The organism is Cellulosimicrobium sp. GQ32 (assembly GCF_059758455.1).
Genome location: NZ_JCAXEP010000002.1, coordinates 390,801 through 407,200, shown reverse-complemented (window position 1 = coordinate 407,200; position 16,400 = coordinate 390,801). Strand labels below are relative to the sequence as shown.

Sequence of the window (16,400 nt, the reverse complement as noted above, 5' to 3'; positions counted from 1 at the left end):
GCCGACCTAACGTCTCTTTCAACGGGTGTTGAATTCATCCTGCGCGACGACGCGCGGGGAGTCGGGGAGGTCGCCGTGCGTGCGATGGTCGTCAAGGAGTTCCGCGAGCTGCGCCGGGACCGGCGCACCGTCGCGATGCTCGTCGGGATGCCGCTGCTGCTGCTCGTCGTGTTCGGGTTCGCGGCGAACTTCACGGTCGAGACGCTGACCGTCACCGCCGTCGGGCCGGGCGCCGAGCAGGCGGTGGACGCGATCGAGGCCAACCCTGCTGCCGCGGACGCGCTCGACGTCGTGAACGTGGACCCCGCGGGCACGGACGCCGACGCCCGCGCGGCGCTGCGCGACGACCGGAGCGACGTCGCGGTCGTCGCGCCGGCGCCCGGGCAGGACCGGCCGACGGTCTACATCGACGGGTCCAACCTGTTCGCGGCGCAGTCGGCGAAGGTGCTCGTCGCCTCGCTCGGGGACGCCGTGGACTCGGAGATCCTCTTCAACCCGGACCTCGACACCTCGTGGGTGATGGTGCCGGCGCTGATCGGCCTCATCCTCACGTTCATCGGCACGATCATCACGTCCATCGGGCTCGTCAAGGAGCGCGAGGCGGGCACGTTCGAGCAGCTCGCGGTGATGCCGCTGGGCCCCGCCGCGGTGATCCTCGGGAAGATCACGCCCTACTTCCTGCTCGCGTGCCTCGACATGGTCGCCGTGACGCTGCTCGGCATGTGGATCTTCGACGTGCCGTTCGCGGGACCGGTGGGTCCGTTCGTGGTGGGCGCCGCGCTGTTCCTCTTCGTGGTGCTCGGCATCGGCGCGCTCATCTCGACCGTGTCGCAGACCACCGGGCAGGCGGTGCAGGTCGCGCTCATGACGATGCTCCCGCAGGTGCTGCTCTCGGGCATGATCTTCCCGCTCGACGCCATGGCGGCCGGGGTGCGCTGGATCGGGTACCTCCTGCCCCTGACGTGGTTCACCGAGGTCTCGCAGGGCGTGATGGTCCGCGGCGCGTCGTGGTCCGCGCTGTGGCTGCCGCTCGTCGTGCTCGCGGCGATGGCCGTGGTCGTGTTCGGGCTGGCCGTCCTGCGGCTCTCGCGCGAGCTCTCGCCCGCGCGGGAGCGCCGCCGGCACCGCCCCGCCGCGCCCGAGGCCGTGACGCCCGCGACGAGCGGAGCGGTCCGGTGACCTGGGGGGTGCGCGGTCTCGACGTCGTCTTCGGCACCGGGCACGGGCACGTGGTGCGCGCCCTGGCGGGCGTGGACCTCGACCTCCCGCAGGGGCAGGTCACCTCCGTCGTGGGCGGCGACGGAGCGGGAAAGACCACGCTCGTGCGCGCGCTGCTCGGGCAGGTACCGGTCGCCGGGGGCTGCGTGGACGCCCCGACCCGCGACCGGGTCGGCTACCAGCCGTCGTCGAGCGGCGTCTGGCCGGCGCTGACCGTCGCGGAGAACGTCCAGCTCGTCGGCGACGCGTACCGCATGCCGACCCCGCGCCGGGAACGGCGCGCGGACGAGCTGCTCGAGCGGGCAGGCCTCGCCGAGGCGCGCGACCGCCTCGGGTCGCAGCTCTCCGGAGGGATGCGGCAGAAGCTCGGCGTGTGCCTCGCCATGCTGCACGATCCCGACGTCCTGCTCCTCGACGAGCCGAGCACCGGGGTGGACCCCGTGAGCCGCGTCGAGCTGTGGCGGCTCGTCGCCGAGTCGGCGGCGTCCGGCGCGGCGGTCCTCGTCACGACGACGTACCTCGACGAGGCCGAGCGGGCCGCCGACGTCGTCGTGCTCGACGCGGGCACGGTCCTCGCCGCGGGGACGCCCGACGACGTGCGCGCCGCCGCGCCTGGGCGGATCACCGTCACCTCCGTCCCGCCCGCGGGCGGGGACGGGCGGACATGGCGCCGCGGCCCGACGTTCCACACCTGGTGGCCCGACGGCGCGCCGACGTCCTCCGCGGGCACCGCGGACGTCGACCTGGAGGACGCCGTCGTGGCCCTCACGCTCGGTCGCGGCGCGCACGGCACCGACGACGCCGACGACGACCCTGCGAGCCCGGCGACACCCCGCACGGAACGTCCGGCGGGAGGCGGGCCCGCGCCGGACGCGCCCCTCGTGCGGGTCGAGGGTGCCGAGCGGAGGTTCGGGGACGTCGTGGCCGTCGACGACGTCTCGCTCGTCGTGCGCCCCGGCGAGGTGGTGGGCCTGCTCGGCGCGAACGGCGCGGGCAAGACGACGCTCCTGCGCATGATCCTCGGCCTCGACCGGCTCGACGGCGGGCGCGTCGAGGTCCTCGGCGCACCGCCGTGCCGTGCGGGCCGCCGGTCGGTCGGCTACGTCCCGCAGGGCCTCGGGCTCTCCGGCGAGCTGAGCGTCGAGGAGAACGTCGAGTTCGTGGCGGCGGTGTACGGGGTGCGGGACGTGCCCGCGCTCCCACCGGCGCTCGCGGCCGTCCGCCGTCGGCCCGTCGCGGAGATCGGGCTGGGACGGCGGCGCCAGCTCGCGTTCCACTGCGCCCTGCTGCACGCGCCGCGTCTCCTCGTCCTCGACGAGCCGACGTCCGGCGTCGACCCGCTCGCGCGGGCGCGCGCGTGGGGCGCGATCCACGCGCAGGCCGACGCGGGCGTCGGGGTCCTGGTGACGACGCACTACCTCCAGGAGGCCGAGCAGTGCGACCGCCTGCACGTCCTGTCGCGTGGGCGCTCGGTCGCGTCGGGAACGGTCGCCGACGTCGTGGGCGGCCGCGAGGCGGTCGTCGTGCGGTCCCGGGACTGGCAGGCGGCGTTCGCGGCGCTCGACGCCGCAGGCCTGCCCGTGATGCTCGACGGCCGCGCGGCGCGCGTGGCGGGGACGCCGCCCGCGACCGTCGGGGACGCGCTCGCCGCGGCGGGCGTCGCGGCGAGGTGCGACGTCGTGCCTGCGACGCTCGAGGAGACCATGGTGCTCGTGGACCGCGGGTCGGCGAGCCCGGCGGGTGCGGCGTGAGCGGGCGGCGAGGGCGACGCCCGGGCCGCTCGGACACGCGCTCCGACATCCTGTCCGCCGCGCGGGACGCGTTCGCGGAGCACGGCTACGACCGCGCGACGGTCCGCGACATCGCCGCCCGGGCGGGCGTCGACGCCGCGATGGTCCACCACTGGTTCGGGACGAAGGAGGGGCTCTTCCAGGCTGCGGTCGAGGTGCCCTTCGACCCGCAGGAGCTCCTGCTCGACGGCGTGTCCGACGACGTGGCGCGCCTGGGCGAGCACGTCGTCCGCACGCTCTTGCGCGCCTGGGACTCGCCGCGCGGTCGGGTCGCGCTCGCGCTCCTGCGCTCGGCGACGAGCTCCGAGCGCGCCGCGCGGATGCTGCGCGAGTTCGTGCTGGCCCGGGTCGTGCGACCCACGGTGGCGCGGAGCGAGCCGGACCCGCACCGGGCCGCGTGGCGAGGCGCGCTCATGGCGAGCCAGCTCGCCGGGCTCGTCGTCGCGCGGTACGTGCTCCGGGTCGAGCCGCTCGCGGGGGCTCCCGCGGAGACCGTGGTCGGGGCGGTCGGTCCGACGATCCAGGGCTACCTCACCGGCACGCTGCCGGTAGCCGTGACCGAGGACGCGCGCAGCGCCGGAAACGTTGAGATTTCAACTGAGAGGCATGTTGCGCCGTAGGTCGTCTGTCTGTAGGTTGAGCCCCGCCGGCCGAGGCTCGGCGCGGGGCCAAGCGCGCAGGGGGAGCTTGGCGTCGAGCCACGGCGGCCGGTCTCAGACGCCCGCGAGGACGCGGGTCGTCCCCTCCCGGTTCGTCCGGTCGCGCAGCGCGCGCCCCAGCCGACGCAGCGCGTCGTCGTCCGCGAGGAGGGCGGACCAGTCGTCAGGATCGAGACTCGGCGCGTCGCCCCGGGTCTTGCGGATCGCGGCGACCTGGAGCTGGTAGGCGAGGATCACCTCCCGCGGGCTCCCCGGGACGGCGATCCGCACGTGGTCCACGTCGTCGCGGCGCGAGTGGAGGGCGAGCGTGGTGAGGCCGTCGAAGATCTCGATGGTCCGGTGGTACTCGTCCACGGCGGCGCTCGACCCGCGCAGACCGCCGTCGCCCACGACCGCCCGGAGGAACGTGTGGAGGTGCCCGAGGTCGCGGCGGCGCTCGCGCGCGAAGGCGGCGGACGACGCGAGCTGGCCCACGATGCCGACGGTGAGCAGGACCGCCGCGACGAGCACGAGGTACCGGGTCCGCAGGCCGAGGACCAGGTACGGCTCGGTGCTGCCCGGCTCGTGCTGCACCATCGCGACGAAGCTCACGACGGCCCACGCGACCGCGACGACGGCGCCCGCCCCGGCCACGTCCATGCCCCAGCGCAGCCGGAGCGGCCGTCGCGAGCGGGTGCGCAGGCAGGAGACGGCGAAGGTCGCGGTCGCCGTCACGAACGTCCCGTAGTAGAGCGCCCAGTAGCCCCACATGAGAGGACGGTCGTGGACCTGCGCGTCGAGGTCGTGGGTCGTCCAGGGGCCGCTCGCCGCGGCGAGCACCACCATGGCGGCCCCGACGCCCGTGGCCGCGAGCGCCACGTGCCGGGTGCGTGGTGCCCGGCCGGTGGTGGCGCTGTACGCCCACACGCCGACGAAGAGGCAGCCGGTGACGAGCGCGACGTGCTTGGCGACCTCGTGGGTCCCGGCGGGGGCGTGCTCCTTGAGGAGGTCCGCCACCACCGGCACGCGCAGCGCGTTCGCGATCGCGACGAAGCCCAGGCCGAGGGGGAGGGCCGCGTCGGCGCGCGTGCGGGCGCGCACGCCGGTCCACACGGTCGCGATGGCGAAGAGCACCACGACGAGCAGGCCGAGGGCGTGGGTCACCGGTAGAGCTCCAGGGACGTGAGCCGGGTCGCCGAGCTGCCGTGGGACGCGATCGAGATCATGAGCTCGCTCGCGAGACGCTCGACGCGCAGCTCGTCGGGGTCCTCGTACCCGTCGCGGCACGCCCCGACGCGGGGCGCGCCCGCCGTGGCGGCCGCATCCAGGACGTGGACGAGCTCGTGCGCGACGACGTGGTCGCGGTGCGGCCCGGCCAGGGTCTGGCGGGCGTCGACGAGGACGAGGTCGCGCTCGGGGAAGGCGAGCCAGAGCCCGGTCACGCCGGGGCCGAGGTCGCCCTCGACGACCTCAAGGGGCCGGCCGCGCACCGCCGCGACCAGGCGGCACGCCTCCTCGATGCTGCGGGCGCGGTCCAGGCCCGCGGAGCGCAGCAGGTCATCCACGGTCGTCGTCCGGGACGGGCGGGGTGACGGGAGGGAGGTGCTCCAGGCGCCGTACTCGGTCGACGATCTCGATGATCGCCCGGACGTTCTCGGGCGACAGGCCCTGGGCGCGCAGCGCGAACTGCTCGACGCCCTCGTCGGCGAGCGCCGCGCGGAGCCGGTCGTCGGGGTCCTCCTCCGGATCGACGAGGCTGCCCGTGCTCACGTGGAAGAACGCGGCGATGCCTTCGACGACGCGCAGGCTGGGCGAGGAGCGGTGGCCGCCCCGCAGCGCGCTGAGGTAGGCCTCGTTGATCGAGTAGCCGCGTTCGGTCATCCACTGGGCGGCCTCGCGGTTGGTCACGGGCCGCCCGCTGCGCCCGCGTGCGAAGAGCTCGTTGAGCCGACGGCGGAAGACCCGCGCCGTCCGCTCGCCGGGTGCCACGTCGTCGTCCATGGCGACGATTGTGACAGGCCGCGGCACGTGGCGGCACGGCGCGGTGCGGGCACGCGACGGCGCGGCGCGGCGCGGCGCCCGGCGGCGCGGCTCGCGTCGCGGGGTGCCTCGGCCGCGGGTAGCGTTCCGGGCGGGCGCGGGAACGGTCCGGCGCCCGGCGCGGGACGCGCGCAGACCATCCTCGAGGGAGCCGACATGAGCGAGCAGACACCGAAGGGCCAGGGGGGACTCGACGACCTCCTCGGCAAGGCGAAGGAGTTCCTCACCGACGACCGCATCGACGACGTCGCGGAGAAGATCAAGTCCGTCGCCCCCGACTCGGTCGACCAGCACGTCGACACCCTGGCCGAGAAGGCCAAGGAGGCCAACGACTGACCTCCGGGTCGGTACGATCGAGGGGCGCCGTCCACGACGGCGCCCTTCGTGCTGTCGGGCAGGGCCCGCCGGCCGCAGGACTCGACCGGGCGCGCGCCGCGCGCCTCCCGCCAGCAGATCGGAGCACGGACGTGTCTGACGTCGTCTCGTCACCCCTCACCATCACCCTCGACGCCGAGGAGACCACGGTGACGACGGGCACGACGGGCACGGACCTGTTCGCCGCCCGTCGCGACGTCGTCGTGATCCGCGTCAACGGCGTCCTCAAGGACCTCGACACGCCGGTCGCCGACGGCGACGTGGTCGAGGGTGTGACCATCGACTCGCCCGACGGCCTCGCGGTGCTGCGGCACTCGGCCGCGCACGTGCTCGCCCAGGCCGTCCAGCAGGTCAACCCCGACGCGAAGCTCGGCATCGGCCCGCCCATCACGGACGGCTTCTACTACGACTTCGACGTCGAGACGCCGTTCACGCCCGAGGACCTCAAGGCTCTCGACAAGGCGATGTCCCGGATCGTCCGGGAGGGCCAGACCTTCCGTCGCCGGGTCGTGACCGAGGACGAGGCGCGCGCCGAGCTGGCCCACGAGCCGTACAAGCTCGAGCTCATCGGGCTCAAGGGCGGCGCGGCCGACGACACCGAGGGTGCGAGCGTCGAGGTCGGCGGCGGCGAGCTGACGATCTACGACAACGTGCGCGGTGCCGGGCGCGAGAGCGAGACGGTGGTCTGGAAGGACCTGTGCCGCGGCCCGCACCTGCCGAGCACGCGCCTGATCGGCAACGGCTACCAGCTCATGCGCTCGGCGGCAGCCTACTGGCGCGGCAGCGAGAAGAACCCGCAGCTCCAGCGCATCTACGGCACGGCGTGGCCGACCAAGGACGAGCTCAAGGCCTACCTCGACCGCCTCGCGGAGGCCGAGCGCCGCGACCACCGCCGCCTCGGCACCGAGCTCGACCTGTTCTCCTTCCCGGAGGAGATCGGCTCGGGTCTGCCGGTGTTCCACCCCAACGGCGCGACGATCCGCATGGAGATGGAGGAGTACTCGCGCAAGCGGCACGTGGAGGCGGGCTACTCGTTCGTCAGCACGCCGCACATCACCAAGGCGAACCTCTTCCAGACGTCGCGCCACCTCGACTGGTACGCGGACGGCATGTACCCGCCCATGCACCTGGACGAGGAGCTCGACGACGAGGGCAACGTCAAGCGCGCCGGCCAGGACTACTACCTCAAGCCGATGAACTGCCCGATGCACAACCTCGTGTTCAACTCCCGGGGCCGCTCGTACCGGGAGCTGCCGCTGCGGCTGTTCGAGTTCGGCACGGTGTACCGGTACGAGAAGTCGGGCGTCGTGCACGGCCTGACCCGCGCGCGCGGCTTCACGCAGGACGACGCGCACATCTACTGCACGCGCGAGCAGATGAAGGACGAGCTGTCCTCGACCCTCACGTTCGTCCTCGACCTCCTGCGCGACTACGGTCTCGAGGACTTCTACCTCGAGCTGTCGACGCGCGACCCGGAGAAGTCGGTCGGGGACGACGCCACGTGGGAGGAGGCGACCGAGATCCTGCGCCAGGTCGCGACGGAGTCCGGCCTCGAGCTCGTCGCCGACCCGGGTGGCGCGGCGTTCTACGGCCCCAAGATCTCGGTCCAGGCGAAGGACGCGATCGGCCGCACGTGGCAGCTCTCGACGATCCAGCTCGACTTCTTCGAGCCGGAGCTGTTCGAGCTCGAGTACACGGCGTCCGACGGCACGCGCCAGCGTCCGGTGATGATCCACCGCGCGCTGTTCGGCTCGATCGAGCGGTTCTTCGGGATCCTCGTCGAGCACTACGCGGGCGCGTTCCCGGCGTGGCTCGCGCCCGTCCAGGTCGTCGCCGTCCCGGTCGCCGAGCCGTTCAACGACTACGTGGCCGACGTCGTCGCGCAGCTCAAGGCCCAGGGGATCCGCGCCGAGGTCGACTACTCCGACGACCGGTTCGGCAAGAAGATCCGCAACGCGAGCACGCGCAAGGTGCCGTTCGTCCTCATCGCGGGCGGCGAGGACGCCGAGGCGGGCGCCGTGTCGTTCCGGTACCGCGACGGCCGCCAGGACAACGGCGTGCCCGTCGCGGAGGCGGTCGAGCGCATCGTCACCGCCGTCCGCGACCGCGTCCAGGTCTGACGGCGCGTGAGCGACGAGCGCACGGGGTCGCCCGACGCGGCCGACGCGGCCGCGCCGGGCGGCGTCCCCGACCCTGCCGACGAGGCGACCGTCGAGCTCCCGGACACCCATCCGCGGTTCGACGACGGCCTCGACCGGCTCTGGACCCCGCACCGCATGGTGTACATCGGCGGGCAGGACAAGCCCGTCGACGACTCGCGCGGTCAGTGCCCGTTCTGCCGCATCCCGGACCGGTCGGACGAGGACGGGCTGATCGTCGCGCGCGGCGAGTCCGCGTACGTCGTGCTCAACCTCTACCCGTACAACCCGGGCCACCTCATGGTCGTGCCCTACCGCCACGTGTCCGACTACACGGACCTCACCGAGGCGGAGACGGTCGAGGTCGCGCACCTCACGCAGACCGCGATGCGGGTCGTGCGTGCCGTGTCGGCGCCCGACGGGTTCAACCTCGGCATGAACCAGGGCGCGGTCGCCGGGGCCGGCATCGCCGCCCACCTGCACCAGCACGTCGTGCCGCGCTGGTCGGGCGACGCGAACTTCCTGCCGATCGTCGCGCAGACCAAGGCCGTGCCCGAGCTGCTCGCGGACACGCGGGCGCGGCTCGCCGCGGCGTGGCCGACCGCCCGACCCGACGTCCCCGCGGAGGGAACCGCCTGATGTTCGGACGCCTGCGCGCGCTCACGACCCGCCTGTTCACCCCGCTCGCCGCGCTGCTGCTCCGCCTCGGCGTGAGCCCGGACGCGGTGACGGTCGCCGGCACCGTCGGCGTCGTCGTCGGCGCCCTGTGGCTCTTCCCGACGGGCCACCTGTTCGCCGGGGTCATGGTCGTCATGGTCTGCGCCTTCGCCGACGTGCTCGACGGCGTCATGGCGCGCCGCGCGGGCCGGTCGGGGCCCTGGGGCGCGTTCCTCGACTCGACGCTCGACCGGCTCGCCGACGCCGCCGTGTTCGTGGGCCTCACGCTGTGGTTCGTGCGGGCCGACGACCCGCGGCTGACGCCCGACCTCGCCGCCTGGGGGACCGGCGTCGCGCTCGCGTGCCTCGCGCTCGGCGCCGTCGTGCCATACGCACGTGCCCGTGCCGAGAGCGTCGGCATGACGGCGCAGGTCGGGATCGCCGAGCGCGCCGACCGGCTCGTCGCCGCGCTCGTCGCCGCCGGGATCGTGGGGCTGGGCGTGCCGCCCGTCGTGCTCGTCGTCGTCCTGGGGCTGCTCGCCCTCGCGAGCGCCGTCACGGTCGTGCAGCGCGTGGCCACCGTGCGCCGCCAGGCGCTCGCGCTCGTGACCACGCGCCCCGAGGAGAAGGAGGACGGTCGCTGATGGCCCTCGACGCCGGCAAGGCGTTCACGTTCGCCTGGCGCAACGCGCGCAAGGTCCCTGAACCGATCCTGCGCGGCCTGTTCAGCGCGATCGCCGACGTGACCTGGCTCCTGCACGGCGGGGGGGTGCGCCAGCTCGAGCGCAACCTCGCCCGGGTGCGCCCGGAGCTCTCGCCACGCGCCCTGCGTCGGCTCTCGCGCGCCGGGATGCGGTCGTACATGCGCTACTACCGCGAGGCGTTCACCCTGCCCGCCTGGACCCCGGAGCGGGTCCGGGCCCGGGTGCGGGTCGTGGGTCTCGACAACCTCGCGACGCACCTCGGCGGCGACCGGAGCCCGGTGCTCGCGCTGTCCCACCAGGGCAACTGGGACCTGGCGGGCGCGTACGCGACCCCGAACATCGCGCCCGTGCTCACCGTCGCGGAGCGGCTGAAGCCCGACGAGCTGTTCCAGGAGTTCCTCGCGTTCCGGAACTCGATCGGGCTGGAGATCCTTGCGCTCGGTGACGGCGACGTCTTCCGCGACCTCGTCCGCGGGGCGAGCAGGCCGGGCAAGATCATCCCGCTGCTCGCCGACCGCGACCTCACCCACCGCGGCGTGGAGGTCGACCTGTTCGGCCACCGCGCGCGTGTCGCCGCCGGCCCAGCGGCCCTCGCGGTGAGCACCGGGACGCCGCTGGTCCCGGCCGGGATCTACTACGAGCGGCTGCGGGGCGCACGACGCCGCGCGGCGGGCTCGCCGTGGGGCCTCGTCATCCGCTTCTTCCCCCGCGTGGAGATCGCGCGGGACGTCCCGCGCTCGGAGCAGGTCGCGCTCGCGACCCAGGGCTGGGTGGACGCGCTGAGCGTCGCCATCCGCGAGCACCCCGAGGACTGGCACATGCTCCAGAAGGTGTTCGTCGACGACCTCGACCCCGCGCGCTACGCCCGGACCCGGGCCGCCGCGGGCGAGCCGGACGCGGAGCGTGCCGCATGAGCCTGCGCGTGGGCATCGTGTGCCCCTACTCGTTCGACGCCCCCGGCGGGGTCCAGTTCCACGTCCGTGACCTCGCGGAGGCGCTCATGGCCCAGGGCCACGAGGTCTCCGTCCTCGCCCCCGCCGACGACGACACGCCCGTGCCGGACTACCTGACGCCCGCCGGTGGCGCGGTCCCGGTCCGGTACAACGGGTCGGTCGCGCGCGTGACGTTCGGTCCGCGCACCGCGGGCCGGGTCCGACGCTGGCTCGAGGCGGGCCGGTTCGACGTGCTCCACATCCACGAGCCCGTGAACCCGTCGCTGAGCATGGTCGCGCTGTGGATCGCCCAGGGCCCGATCGTCGGGACGTTCCACACCTCGATCGTGCGCTCGCGCGCGCTCCAGGTCGCGTACCCGCTCGTCCGGCAGAGCCTGGAGAAGATCGACGCCCGCATCGCCGTGTCGGAGGACGCGCGGCGCACGCTCGTGGACCACCTCGGCGGGGACGCCGTCGTCATCCCCAACGGCGTGTACGTCGACACGTTCGAGTCCGCGCCCGCGAACCCCGCGTGGCGGGGGACGCCCGACGCACCGACCATCGGGTTCCTCGGCCGCCTCGACGAGCCGCGCAAGGGCCTGCCCGTGCTCGCCGCGGCGATCCCGGCGATCCTCGAGAAGGTCCCCGGCGCACGCTTCCTCGTCGCGGGCCGCGGCGACGACGGCCGCGAGGCCGCGATCGAGGCGCTGGGGGAGCACGCCGGGTCCGTCGAGTTCCTCGGCGGCGTGAGCGACGAGGACAAGGCGAGCATGCTCGCGTCCGTCGACCTCTACATCGCGCCGCAGACCGGGGGCGAGAGCTTCGGCATCGTGCTCGTCGAGGCGATGAGCGCCGGCGCGTGCGTGGTCGCGAGCGACCTCGGCGCGTTCCGGCGCGTGCTCGACGACGGCGCGGCCGGGGCGCTGTTCGCCGTGGGCGACCCGGACGCGCTCGCCGCCGCCGTGCTCGACGTGCTCGCCGACCCGCCGCGGCGCGACGCCTACCGGGCCCGCGCGAGCGAGTTCGTGCGGCGCTTCGACTGGTCCGCCGTGACCGCCCAGGTGCTCGCCGTCTACGAGACCGTGCTCGCGGCGTCCGAGGCGGTCATCCCGGTCCACGAGGACCCGCGCTCGCGCCGGGGCGGACGCCTCCTGGGCCGGGCGCGTGACGACGAGGGAGGCCGCCCGTGACCTGGTCCGAGATCACCGTCCTCGTCCTGGTGGTCGCCGCGCTCGTGGCGTGGCTCCTGTGGGTCGCCGCGTCGCGGCTCGACCGGCTGCACCGCAAGGTCATGGCCTCCCGGCTCGCGCTCGACGCGCAGCTCGTGCGCCGGGCGTCGGCCGCCGTCGACCTGGCTGCCTCCGGCGAGCTCGACCCCGCCAGCTCGATCCTCGTCGCCGAGGCGGCGCACGCCGTGCTCGACGACGACGACGACACGAGCCGGCTCGCCGACCAGGTGCCGGGTCTGGCGGCCCCCGAGGGACCGCGGCCCCGGCGGCTCCTGGGCGGCATGGCAGAGTCTCGCGCCCTCGCCGAGAGCGACCTCACGGCCACGCTCCGCTCAGCCCTCGAGGACGCGGACGACGTGGCCGAGCTGCGGTCCGGGTCCGCCGGTGACGAGCTCCTCGGCTCGCTCTCTGCGGCCTGGTACCGCGCGCAGCTCGCCCGCCGGTTCCACAACGAGGCCGTCGCCCAGGCGCAGCGCGTGCGGCGCAAGTGGTGGGTGCGGCTCTTCCACCTCGCCGGGCACGCGCCGATGCCCGCGACGGTCGAGCTCGACGACGCCGCGCCCGACGTCCTCGTGCGCCCCGCCGCGTCGGCGGGCACGCCGGACTGACTCCTCGGCGGACCGCCCGCGCGGCTCTGCGCGCGGGTCGGGGGCGGTCTTCGGGCCGGGGTCGGGTGGACGCCCCGGCGATAGGATGGGAGCGCGTGGGAGCATGTGCCGTCGAGCCTGTTCGACGGCGTCCGTGCGCGTGCGCGCGACGTTCCCCTGACCTGAAGGTGTGAGGTACCGGTGACCAACGTGGCCGACCAGAACGTCCCTGCCGAGAGCGCCCCGGGCGCCGCGACCGCGGAGGGCGCCGGCGCCGTCGGCACCGCCAAGGTCAAGCGCGGGATGGCCGAGATGCTCAAGGGCGGCGTCATCATGGACGTCGTCACGCCCGAGCAGGCGAAGATCGCCGAGGACGCCGGCGCGGTCGCGGTCATGGCCCTCGAGCGCGTGCCCGCGGACATCCGCGCGCAGGGCGGCGTCTCGCGCATGTCCGACCCCGACATGATCGACGGCATCATCGAGGCCGTCTCGATCCCGGTCATGGCGAAGGCCCGCATCGGCCACTTCGTCGAGGCGCAGGTGCTCCAGTCGCTCGGCGTGGACTACGTCGACGAGTCCGAGGTGCTCACGCCGGCCGACTACGCCAACCACATCGACAAGTGGCAGTTCACGGTGCCGTTCGTGTGCGGGGCGACGAACCTCGGCGAGGCGCTGCGCCGCATCACCGAGGGCGCGGCGATGATCCGCTCGAAGGGTGAGGCCGGCACGGGCGACGTCTCCAACGCGACGACGCACATGCGCACCATCCGCGCCGAGATCCGCCGACTCACCTCGCTCCCGGAGGACGAGCTCTTCGTCGCGGCCAAGGAGCTCCAGGCGCCGTACGAGCTCGTCAAGGAGATCGCCACGACGGGCATGCTGCCCGTCGTCATGTTCACCGCCGGCGGCATCGCGACGCCGGCCGACGCGGCGATGATGATGCAGCTCGGGGCCGAGGGCGTGTTCGTCGGCTCGGGCATCTTCAAGTCCGGCAACCCGGAGCAGCGTGCCGCCGCGATCGTCAAGGCGACGACGTTCTACGACGACCCCGACGTGATCGCGAAGGTCTCGCGCGGCCTGGGCGAGGCGATGGTCGGCATCAACGTCGACGACATCCCCGTGCCGCACCGCCTCGCCGAGCGCGGCTGGTGACGGAGCGTCCCCCGGCACAGCCGTCCGTCGTCGCGCCGGCGACGGACGGCTGAGCCGTCGTGGCCGAGGCCGCCGGAGCGCCGTCGTCCCTGGGCCCCGACTGGGTGCTCGGGGACGACGGGCTCTACTTCCGCCGGGGCGCGCGCGTCCTCCTGCTGGACGACGCGGACCGTATCCTCCTGGCCCGCGGGCACGACGTGGACCAGCCGGAGCGCTCGTGGTGGTTCACCATCGGCGGGGGCGTCGACCCCGGTGAGAGCGACCGCGACGCCGCGCTGCGGGAGGTCCGCGAGGAGACCGGGATCCGGCTCGACCCGGGCACGCTCGTCGGGCCGGTCTACACGCGCAGCGCGATCTTCGACTTCTACCGCCAGCACTGCCGCCAGGACGAGGTGCTCTTCCTCGCGCGCGTTCCGGGCGTCGGGGGTGGGGGCGAGCTGAGTCGCGACGGGTGGACCGACGTCGAGCACGACGTCGTCGACGAGATGCGGTGGTGGGCGCTCGGCGACCTGCGCGGCGTCGAGATCGAGGTGTTCCCGGAGGGCCTGCCGGACCTCGTCGCCCCCCTGCTGGGCGGGTGGGACGGCGTGACGCACCACCTGGGGATCGCGCGCGAGGACTGAACCTCCACCGCGCGTCCCCTCCGCGCAGGACGCGCGGTCGCTACGACCGGCGCGCGACGACGCGCCACACGATCCCGCCGACGAGCAGCCCCAGGCCCACGATCACCCCGCCGATCGCGACGAACCACAGCAGGACCGTGCCGCCCACGGTCGCGAAGAACTCGCCGAACCTCCACCCCTCGGTGACGACGAACGTCGTCCCGGGCGAGGTGTCCCCCTGCGCGACGGACACCGTGCAGGTCTGGGCCGACGGCGAGGTCACCTCGGCGACGGTCGTCGCCTCGTGCGAGCCGAAGCCGGAGCTCCCCGAGACGGACGGCGCGCGCACCCCGAGGTCGCCATCCGGGCACGAGACGGTGACGTCGTCGGTGTCGAAGCCCTCGGCGCCGATCGGCACGACCGCCCACACGCTGTACGGCTGGTCGCCCGACAGCGCGACGTCCGCCTCGCCCGGGACGTCGCCGGACGCGAGGGCGGCCGAGCCCGGGGCGCCGGTGCCGTCGACCACGCCCGTGGGCAGCGCCCGCACGAACGTCGTGACACCGACGACGCCCGCGACGAGCGCGACCACGAGGAGGACCGCGCCGACCACGATCAGGACCGTCGCGCCGCGCGTGCTCCGCGGCGGACGGGGCGGGAGACCCGGGTACGGGGTCGAGGGCCCGGGGTACCCGGACGGCGGCCGCGTGGGGTAGGGCGGTGTGGGTCCGGGGCCGGGCGGTGTGGTCACGACGGCGAGGCTAGCAACAGGCCGGGACCGGGCGCGGGCGCAGACGGACGTATCATTCCCGTTCGTGACGATCACGATCGGAGTCCTGGCCCTGCAGGGCGACGTGCGCGAGCACCGCGCCGCGCTCGAGGCCGCGGGCGCGCGCACGGTCGGCGTACGGCGCCCCGAGGAGCTCGCCGCGGTCGACGGGCTGGTGCTCCCCGGGGGCGAGTCGACGACCATCGACAAGCTCCTGCGCATCTTCGAGCTCGACGAGCCGCTGCGCGCCAGCATCGCCGGGGGCCTGCCGGTCTACGGCTCGTGCGCGGGCATGATCCTGCTCGCCGACCGCATCCTCGGCGGGACCGCCGACCAGCGGACCCTCGGCGGGCTCGACGTGACGGTCCGGCGCAACGCGTTCGGCCGGCAGGTCGACTCGTTCGAGACGGACCTCGCCTTCACCGGCCTGGGCCCGCAGGAGGGCCGTCCGGAACGCGACGGCGGGGCCGGCACGGTGCACGCGGTCTTCATCCGGGCGCCCTGGGTCGAGGAGGTCGGCCCCGGCGTCGAGGTGCTCGCCCGCATCCCCGACCACGAGGCGCCCGGCATCCCCGCGGCCGCCGCCGGTAGGATCGTCGCAGTCCAGCAGGGATCGCTGCTCGCCACCTCGTTCCACCCGGAGATCTCCGGGGACGCGCGCGTGCACGAGCTGTTCGTCAGAATCGCGAAGGGGTAGGAACGCATGTCAGGGCATTCCAAGTGGGCCACGACCAAGCACAAGAAGGCGGCCATCGACGCCAAGCGCGGCAAGCTCTTCGCGAAGCTCATCAAGAACATCGAGGTCGCGGCGCGCACGGGCGGCGGTGACCCCGCCGGCAACCCGACGCTGTTCGACGCCATCCAGAAGGCGAAGAAGTCGTCGGTCCCCAACGACAACATCGACCGCGCCGTCAAGCGCGGGTCCGGCACGGGCGCCGACGCCGTCGACTACCAGACGATCATGTACGAGGGCTACGGCCCCAACGGCATCGCCGTCCTGGTCGAGTGCCTCACCGACAACAAGAACCGGGCGGCCTCCGAGGTCCGCCTCGCGTTCAGCCGTAACGGCGGCAACCTCGCCGACCCGGGCTCCGTGTCCTACCTCTTCTCTCGCAAGGGCCTCGTCGTCGTGCCGAAGGCGGACGGCGTGACCGAGGACGACGTCATGCTCGCCGCGCTCGAGGCAGGCGCCGAGGAGGTCACCGACTCCGGCGAGGTCATCGAGGTGCTGTCCGAGGCGAGCGACCTCGTCGCCGTGCGCAGCGCGATCCAGGAGGCGGGGATCGAGTACGACTCCGCCGACTCGATCTGGCACCCGTCCATGGAGGTCGAGGTCGACGCGGAGGGCGCGCGCAAGATCCTGCGCCTCATCGACGCGCTCGAGGACAGCGACGACGTGCAGAACGTCTACGCGAACTTCGACGCGTCGGACGAGGTCATGGCGGAGCTCGAGAACGACGACTGATCCCGTCGGCTCGGTCACCGAGACCGACGACGTGGTCCCCCTGGGTGGCGGGGCGGGTGAGGCGCGCGCGGTCTACCATCCGCGGTGCTCGTCCCTCGCGCCGC

Annotated in this window: 18 protein-coding genes; 14 read left to right on the top strand and 4 right to left on the bottom strand. The window is 74.0% G+C overall.

Annotation, left to right across the window (positions count from 1 at the left end):
- Nucleotides 1–84 precede the first annotated feature (84 nt).
- Genes AC6CH9_RS05575 through AC6CH9_RS05565 form a run of 3 tightly spaced genes read left to right on the top strand, consistent with a single transcriptional unit; the run spans nt 85 to nt 3,628 of the window.
- Nucleotides 85–1,179: an ABC transporter permease gene (locus tag AC6CH9_RS05575; RefSeq protein WP_498154129.1), complete on the top strand. Its 1,095-nt coding sequence runs from the start codon at nt 85–87 to the stop codon at nt 1,177–1,179.
- Complete coding sequence (locus AC6CH9_RS05570) at nt 1,176–2,969, top strand: ATP-binding cassette domain-containing protein (RefSeq protein ID WP_498154013.1); 1,794 nt, start codon at nt 1,176–1,178, stop codon at nt 2,967–2,969. The genes AC6CH9_RS05575 and AC6CH9_RS05570 overlap by 4 nt, the downstream gene beginning before the upstream one ends.
- Nucleotides 2,966–3,628 carry a TetR/AcrR family transcriptional regulator gene (locus AC6CH9_RS05565; RefSeq protein ID WP_498154012.1) on the top strand — a complete coding sequence of 221 codons (663 nt, stop codon included), beginning with the start codon at nt 2,966–2,968 and terminating at the stop codon, nt 3,626–3,628. The genes AC6CH9_RS05570 and AC6CH9_RS05565 overlap by 4 nt, the downstream gene beginning before the upstream one ends.
- A gap of 93 nt (nt 3,629–3,721) precedes the next feature.
- On the opposite strand, the gene AC6CH9_RS05560 is transcribed toward AC6CH9_RS05565, so the two are convergent.
- The 3 genes from AC6CH9_RS05560 to AC6CH9_RS05550 are packed head-to-tail and all read right to left on the bottom strand — an operon-like array spanning nt 3,722 to nt 5,647.
- A complete protein-coding gene (locus AC6CH9_RS05560) occupies nt 3,722–4,810 on the bottom strand; it encodes a hypothetical protein (protein ID WP_498154011.1) in 1,089 nt (362 codons plus the stop codon).
- Nucleotides 4,807–5,211 (bottom strand): hypothetical protein, encoded by a 405-nt coding sequence (locus AC6CH9_RS05555; RefSeq protein ID WP_498154010.1) that lies wholly within the window; start codon nt 5,209–5,211, stop codon nt 4,807–4,809. Before AC6CH9_RS05555 ends, AC6CH9_RS05560 begins: the two co-directional genes overlap by 4 nt.
- Nucleotides 5,204–5,647 (bottom strand): hypothetical protein, encoded by a 444-nt coding sequence (locus AC6CH9_RS05550; RefSeq protein ID WP_498154009.1) that lies wholly within the window; start codon nt 5,645–5,647, stop codon nt 5,204–5,206. Before AC6CH9_RS05550 ends, AC6CH9_RS05555 begins: the two co-directional genes overlap by 8 nt.
- Nucleotides 5,648–5,842: 195 nt before the next feature.
- Here AC6CH9_RS05550 and AC6CH9_RS05545 point away from each other — a divergent pair, with 195 nt between their 5' ends.
- The 9 genes from AC6CH9_RS05545 (at nt 5,843) to AC6CH9_RS05505 (ending at nt 14,083) form a co-directional block, all read left to right on the top strand.
- On the top strand, nt 5,843–6,022 hold the full coding sequence (locus tag AC6CH9_RS05545; protein WP_087471974.1) for a hypothetical protein: 180 nt from the start codon (nt 5,843–5,845) through the stop codon (nt 6,020–6,022).
- A 131-nt stretch (nt 6,023–6,153) separates the two neighbouring features.
- Nucleotides 6,154–8,181: a threonine--tRNA ligase gene (gene thrS / locus AC6CH9_RS05540; RefSeq protein WP_498154008.1), complete on the top strand. Its 2,028-nt coding sequence runs from the start codon at nt 6,154–6,156 to the stop codon at nt 8,179–8,181.
- 6 nt (nt 8,182–8,187) lie between these two features.
- Nucleotides 8,188–8,838, top strand: a complete 651-nt coding sequence (locus AC6CH9_RS05535; protein ID WP_498154007.1) for an HIT family protein — start codon at nt 8,188–8,190, stop codon at nt 8,836–8,838.
- Nucleotides 8,838–9,500 carry a phosphatidylinositol phosphate synthase gene (pgsA, locus tag AC6CH9_RS05530; protein ID WP_498154006.1) on the top strand — a complete coding sequence of 221 codons (663 nt, stop codon included), beginning with the start codon at nt 8,838–8,840 and terminating at the stop codon, nt 9,498–9,500. The genes AC6CH9_RS05535 and pgsA overlap by 1 nt, the downstream gene beginning before the upstream one ends.
- The gene (locus tag AC6CH9_RS05525; RefSeq protein ID WP_498154005.1) at nt 9,500–10,474 is read left to right on the top strand and encodes a phosphatidylinositol mannoside acyltransferase; all 975 of its coding nucleotides are present in this window, start codon (nt 9,500–9,502) and stop codon (nt 10,472–10,474) included. The genes pgsA and AC6CH9_RS05525 overlap by 1 nt, the downstream gene beginning before the upstream one ends.
- Nucleotides 10,475–10,476: 2 nt before the next feature.
- The gene (locus AC6CH9_RS05520) at nt 10,477–11,682 is read left to right on the top strand and encodes a glycosyltransferase family 4 protein (protein WP_498154128.1); all 1,206 of its coding nucleotides are present in this window, start codon (nt 10,477–10,479) and stop codon (nt 11,680–11,682) included.
- Complete coding sequence (locus tag AC6CH9_RS05515; RefSeq protein WP_498154004.1) at nt 11,679–12,329, top strand: hypothetical protein; 651 nt, start codon at nt 11,679–11,681, stop codon at nt 12,327–12,329. The genes AC6CH9_RS05520 and AC6CH9_RS05515 overlap by 4 nt, the downstream gene beginning before the upstream one ends.
- A 189-nt stretch (nt 12,330–12,518) precedes the next feature.
- Nucleotides 12,519–13,460, top strand: coding sequence for a pyridoxal 5'-phosphate synthase lyase subunit PdxS (gene pdxS / locus AC6CH9_RS05510; protein WP_498154127.1), 942 nt, complete (start codon nt 12,519–12,521; stop codon nt 13,458–13,460).
- Nucleotides 13,461–13,519: 59 nt separating this feature from the next.
- Complete coding sequence (locus AC6CH9_RS05505; protein ID WP_498154003.1) at nt 13,520–14,083, top strand: NUDIX hydrolase; 564 nt, start codon at nt 13,520–13,522, stop codon at nt 14,081–14,083.
- 40 nt (nt 14,084–14,123) lie between these two features.
- On the opposite strand, the gene AC6CH9_RS05500 is transcribed toward AC6CH9_RS05505, so the two are convergent.
- Nucleotides 14,124–14,813 carry a hypothetical protein gene (locus AC6CH9_RS05500; RefSeq protein ID WP_498154002.1) on the bottom strand — a complete coding sequence of 230 codons (690 nt, stop codon included), beginning with the start codon at nt 14,811–14,813 and terminating at the stop codon, nt 14,124–14,126.
- A 64-nt stretch (nt 14,814–14,877) separates the two neighbouring features.
- Here AC6CH9_RS05500 and pdxT point away from each other — a divergent pair, with 64 nt between their 5' ends.
- Nucleotides 14,878–15,528 (top strand): pyridoxal 5'-phosphate synthase glutaminase subunit PdxT, encoded by a 651-nt coding sequence (pdxT, locus tag AC6CH9_RS05495; RefSeq protein ID WP_498154001.1) that lies wholly within the window; start codon nt 14,878–14,880, stop codon nt 15,526–15,528.
- Between the two features lie 6 nt (nt 15,529–15,534).
- A complete protein-coding gene (locus AC6CH9_RS05490; RefSeq protein ID WP_053370897.1) occupies nt 15,535–16,296 on the top strand; it encodes a YebC/PmpR family DNA-binding transcriptional regulator in 762 nt (253 codons plus the stop codon).
- Nucleotides 16,297–16,400: the final 104 nt, after the last annotated feature.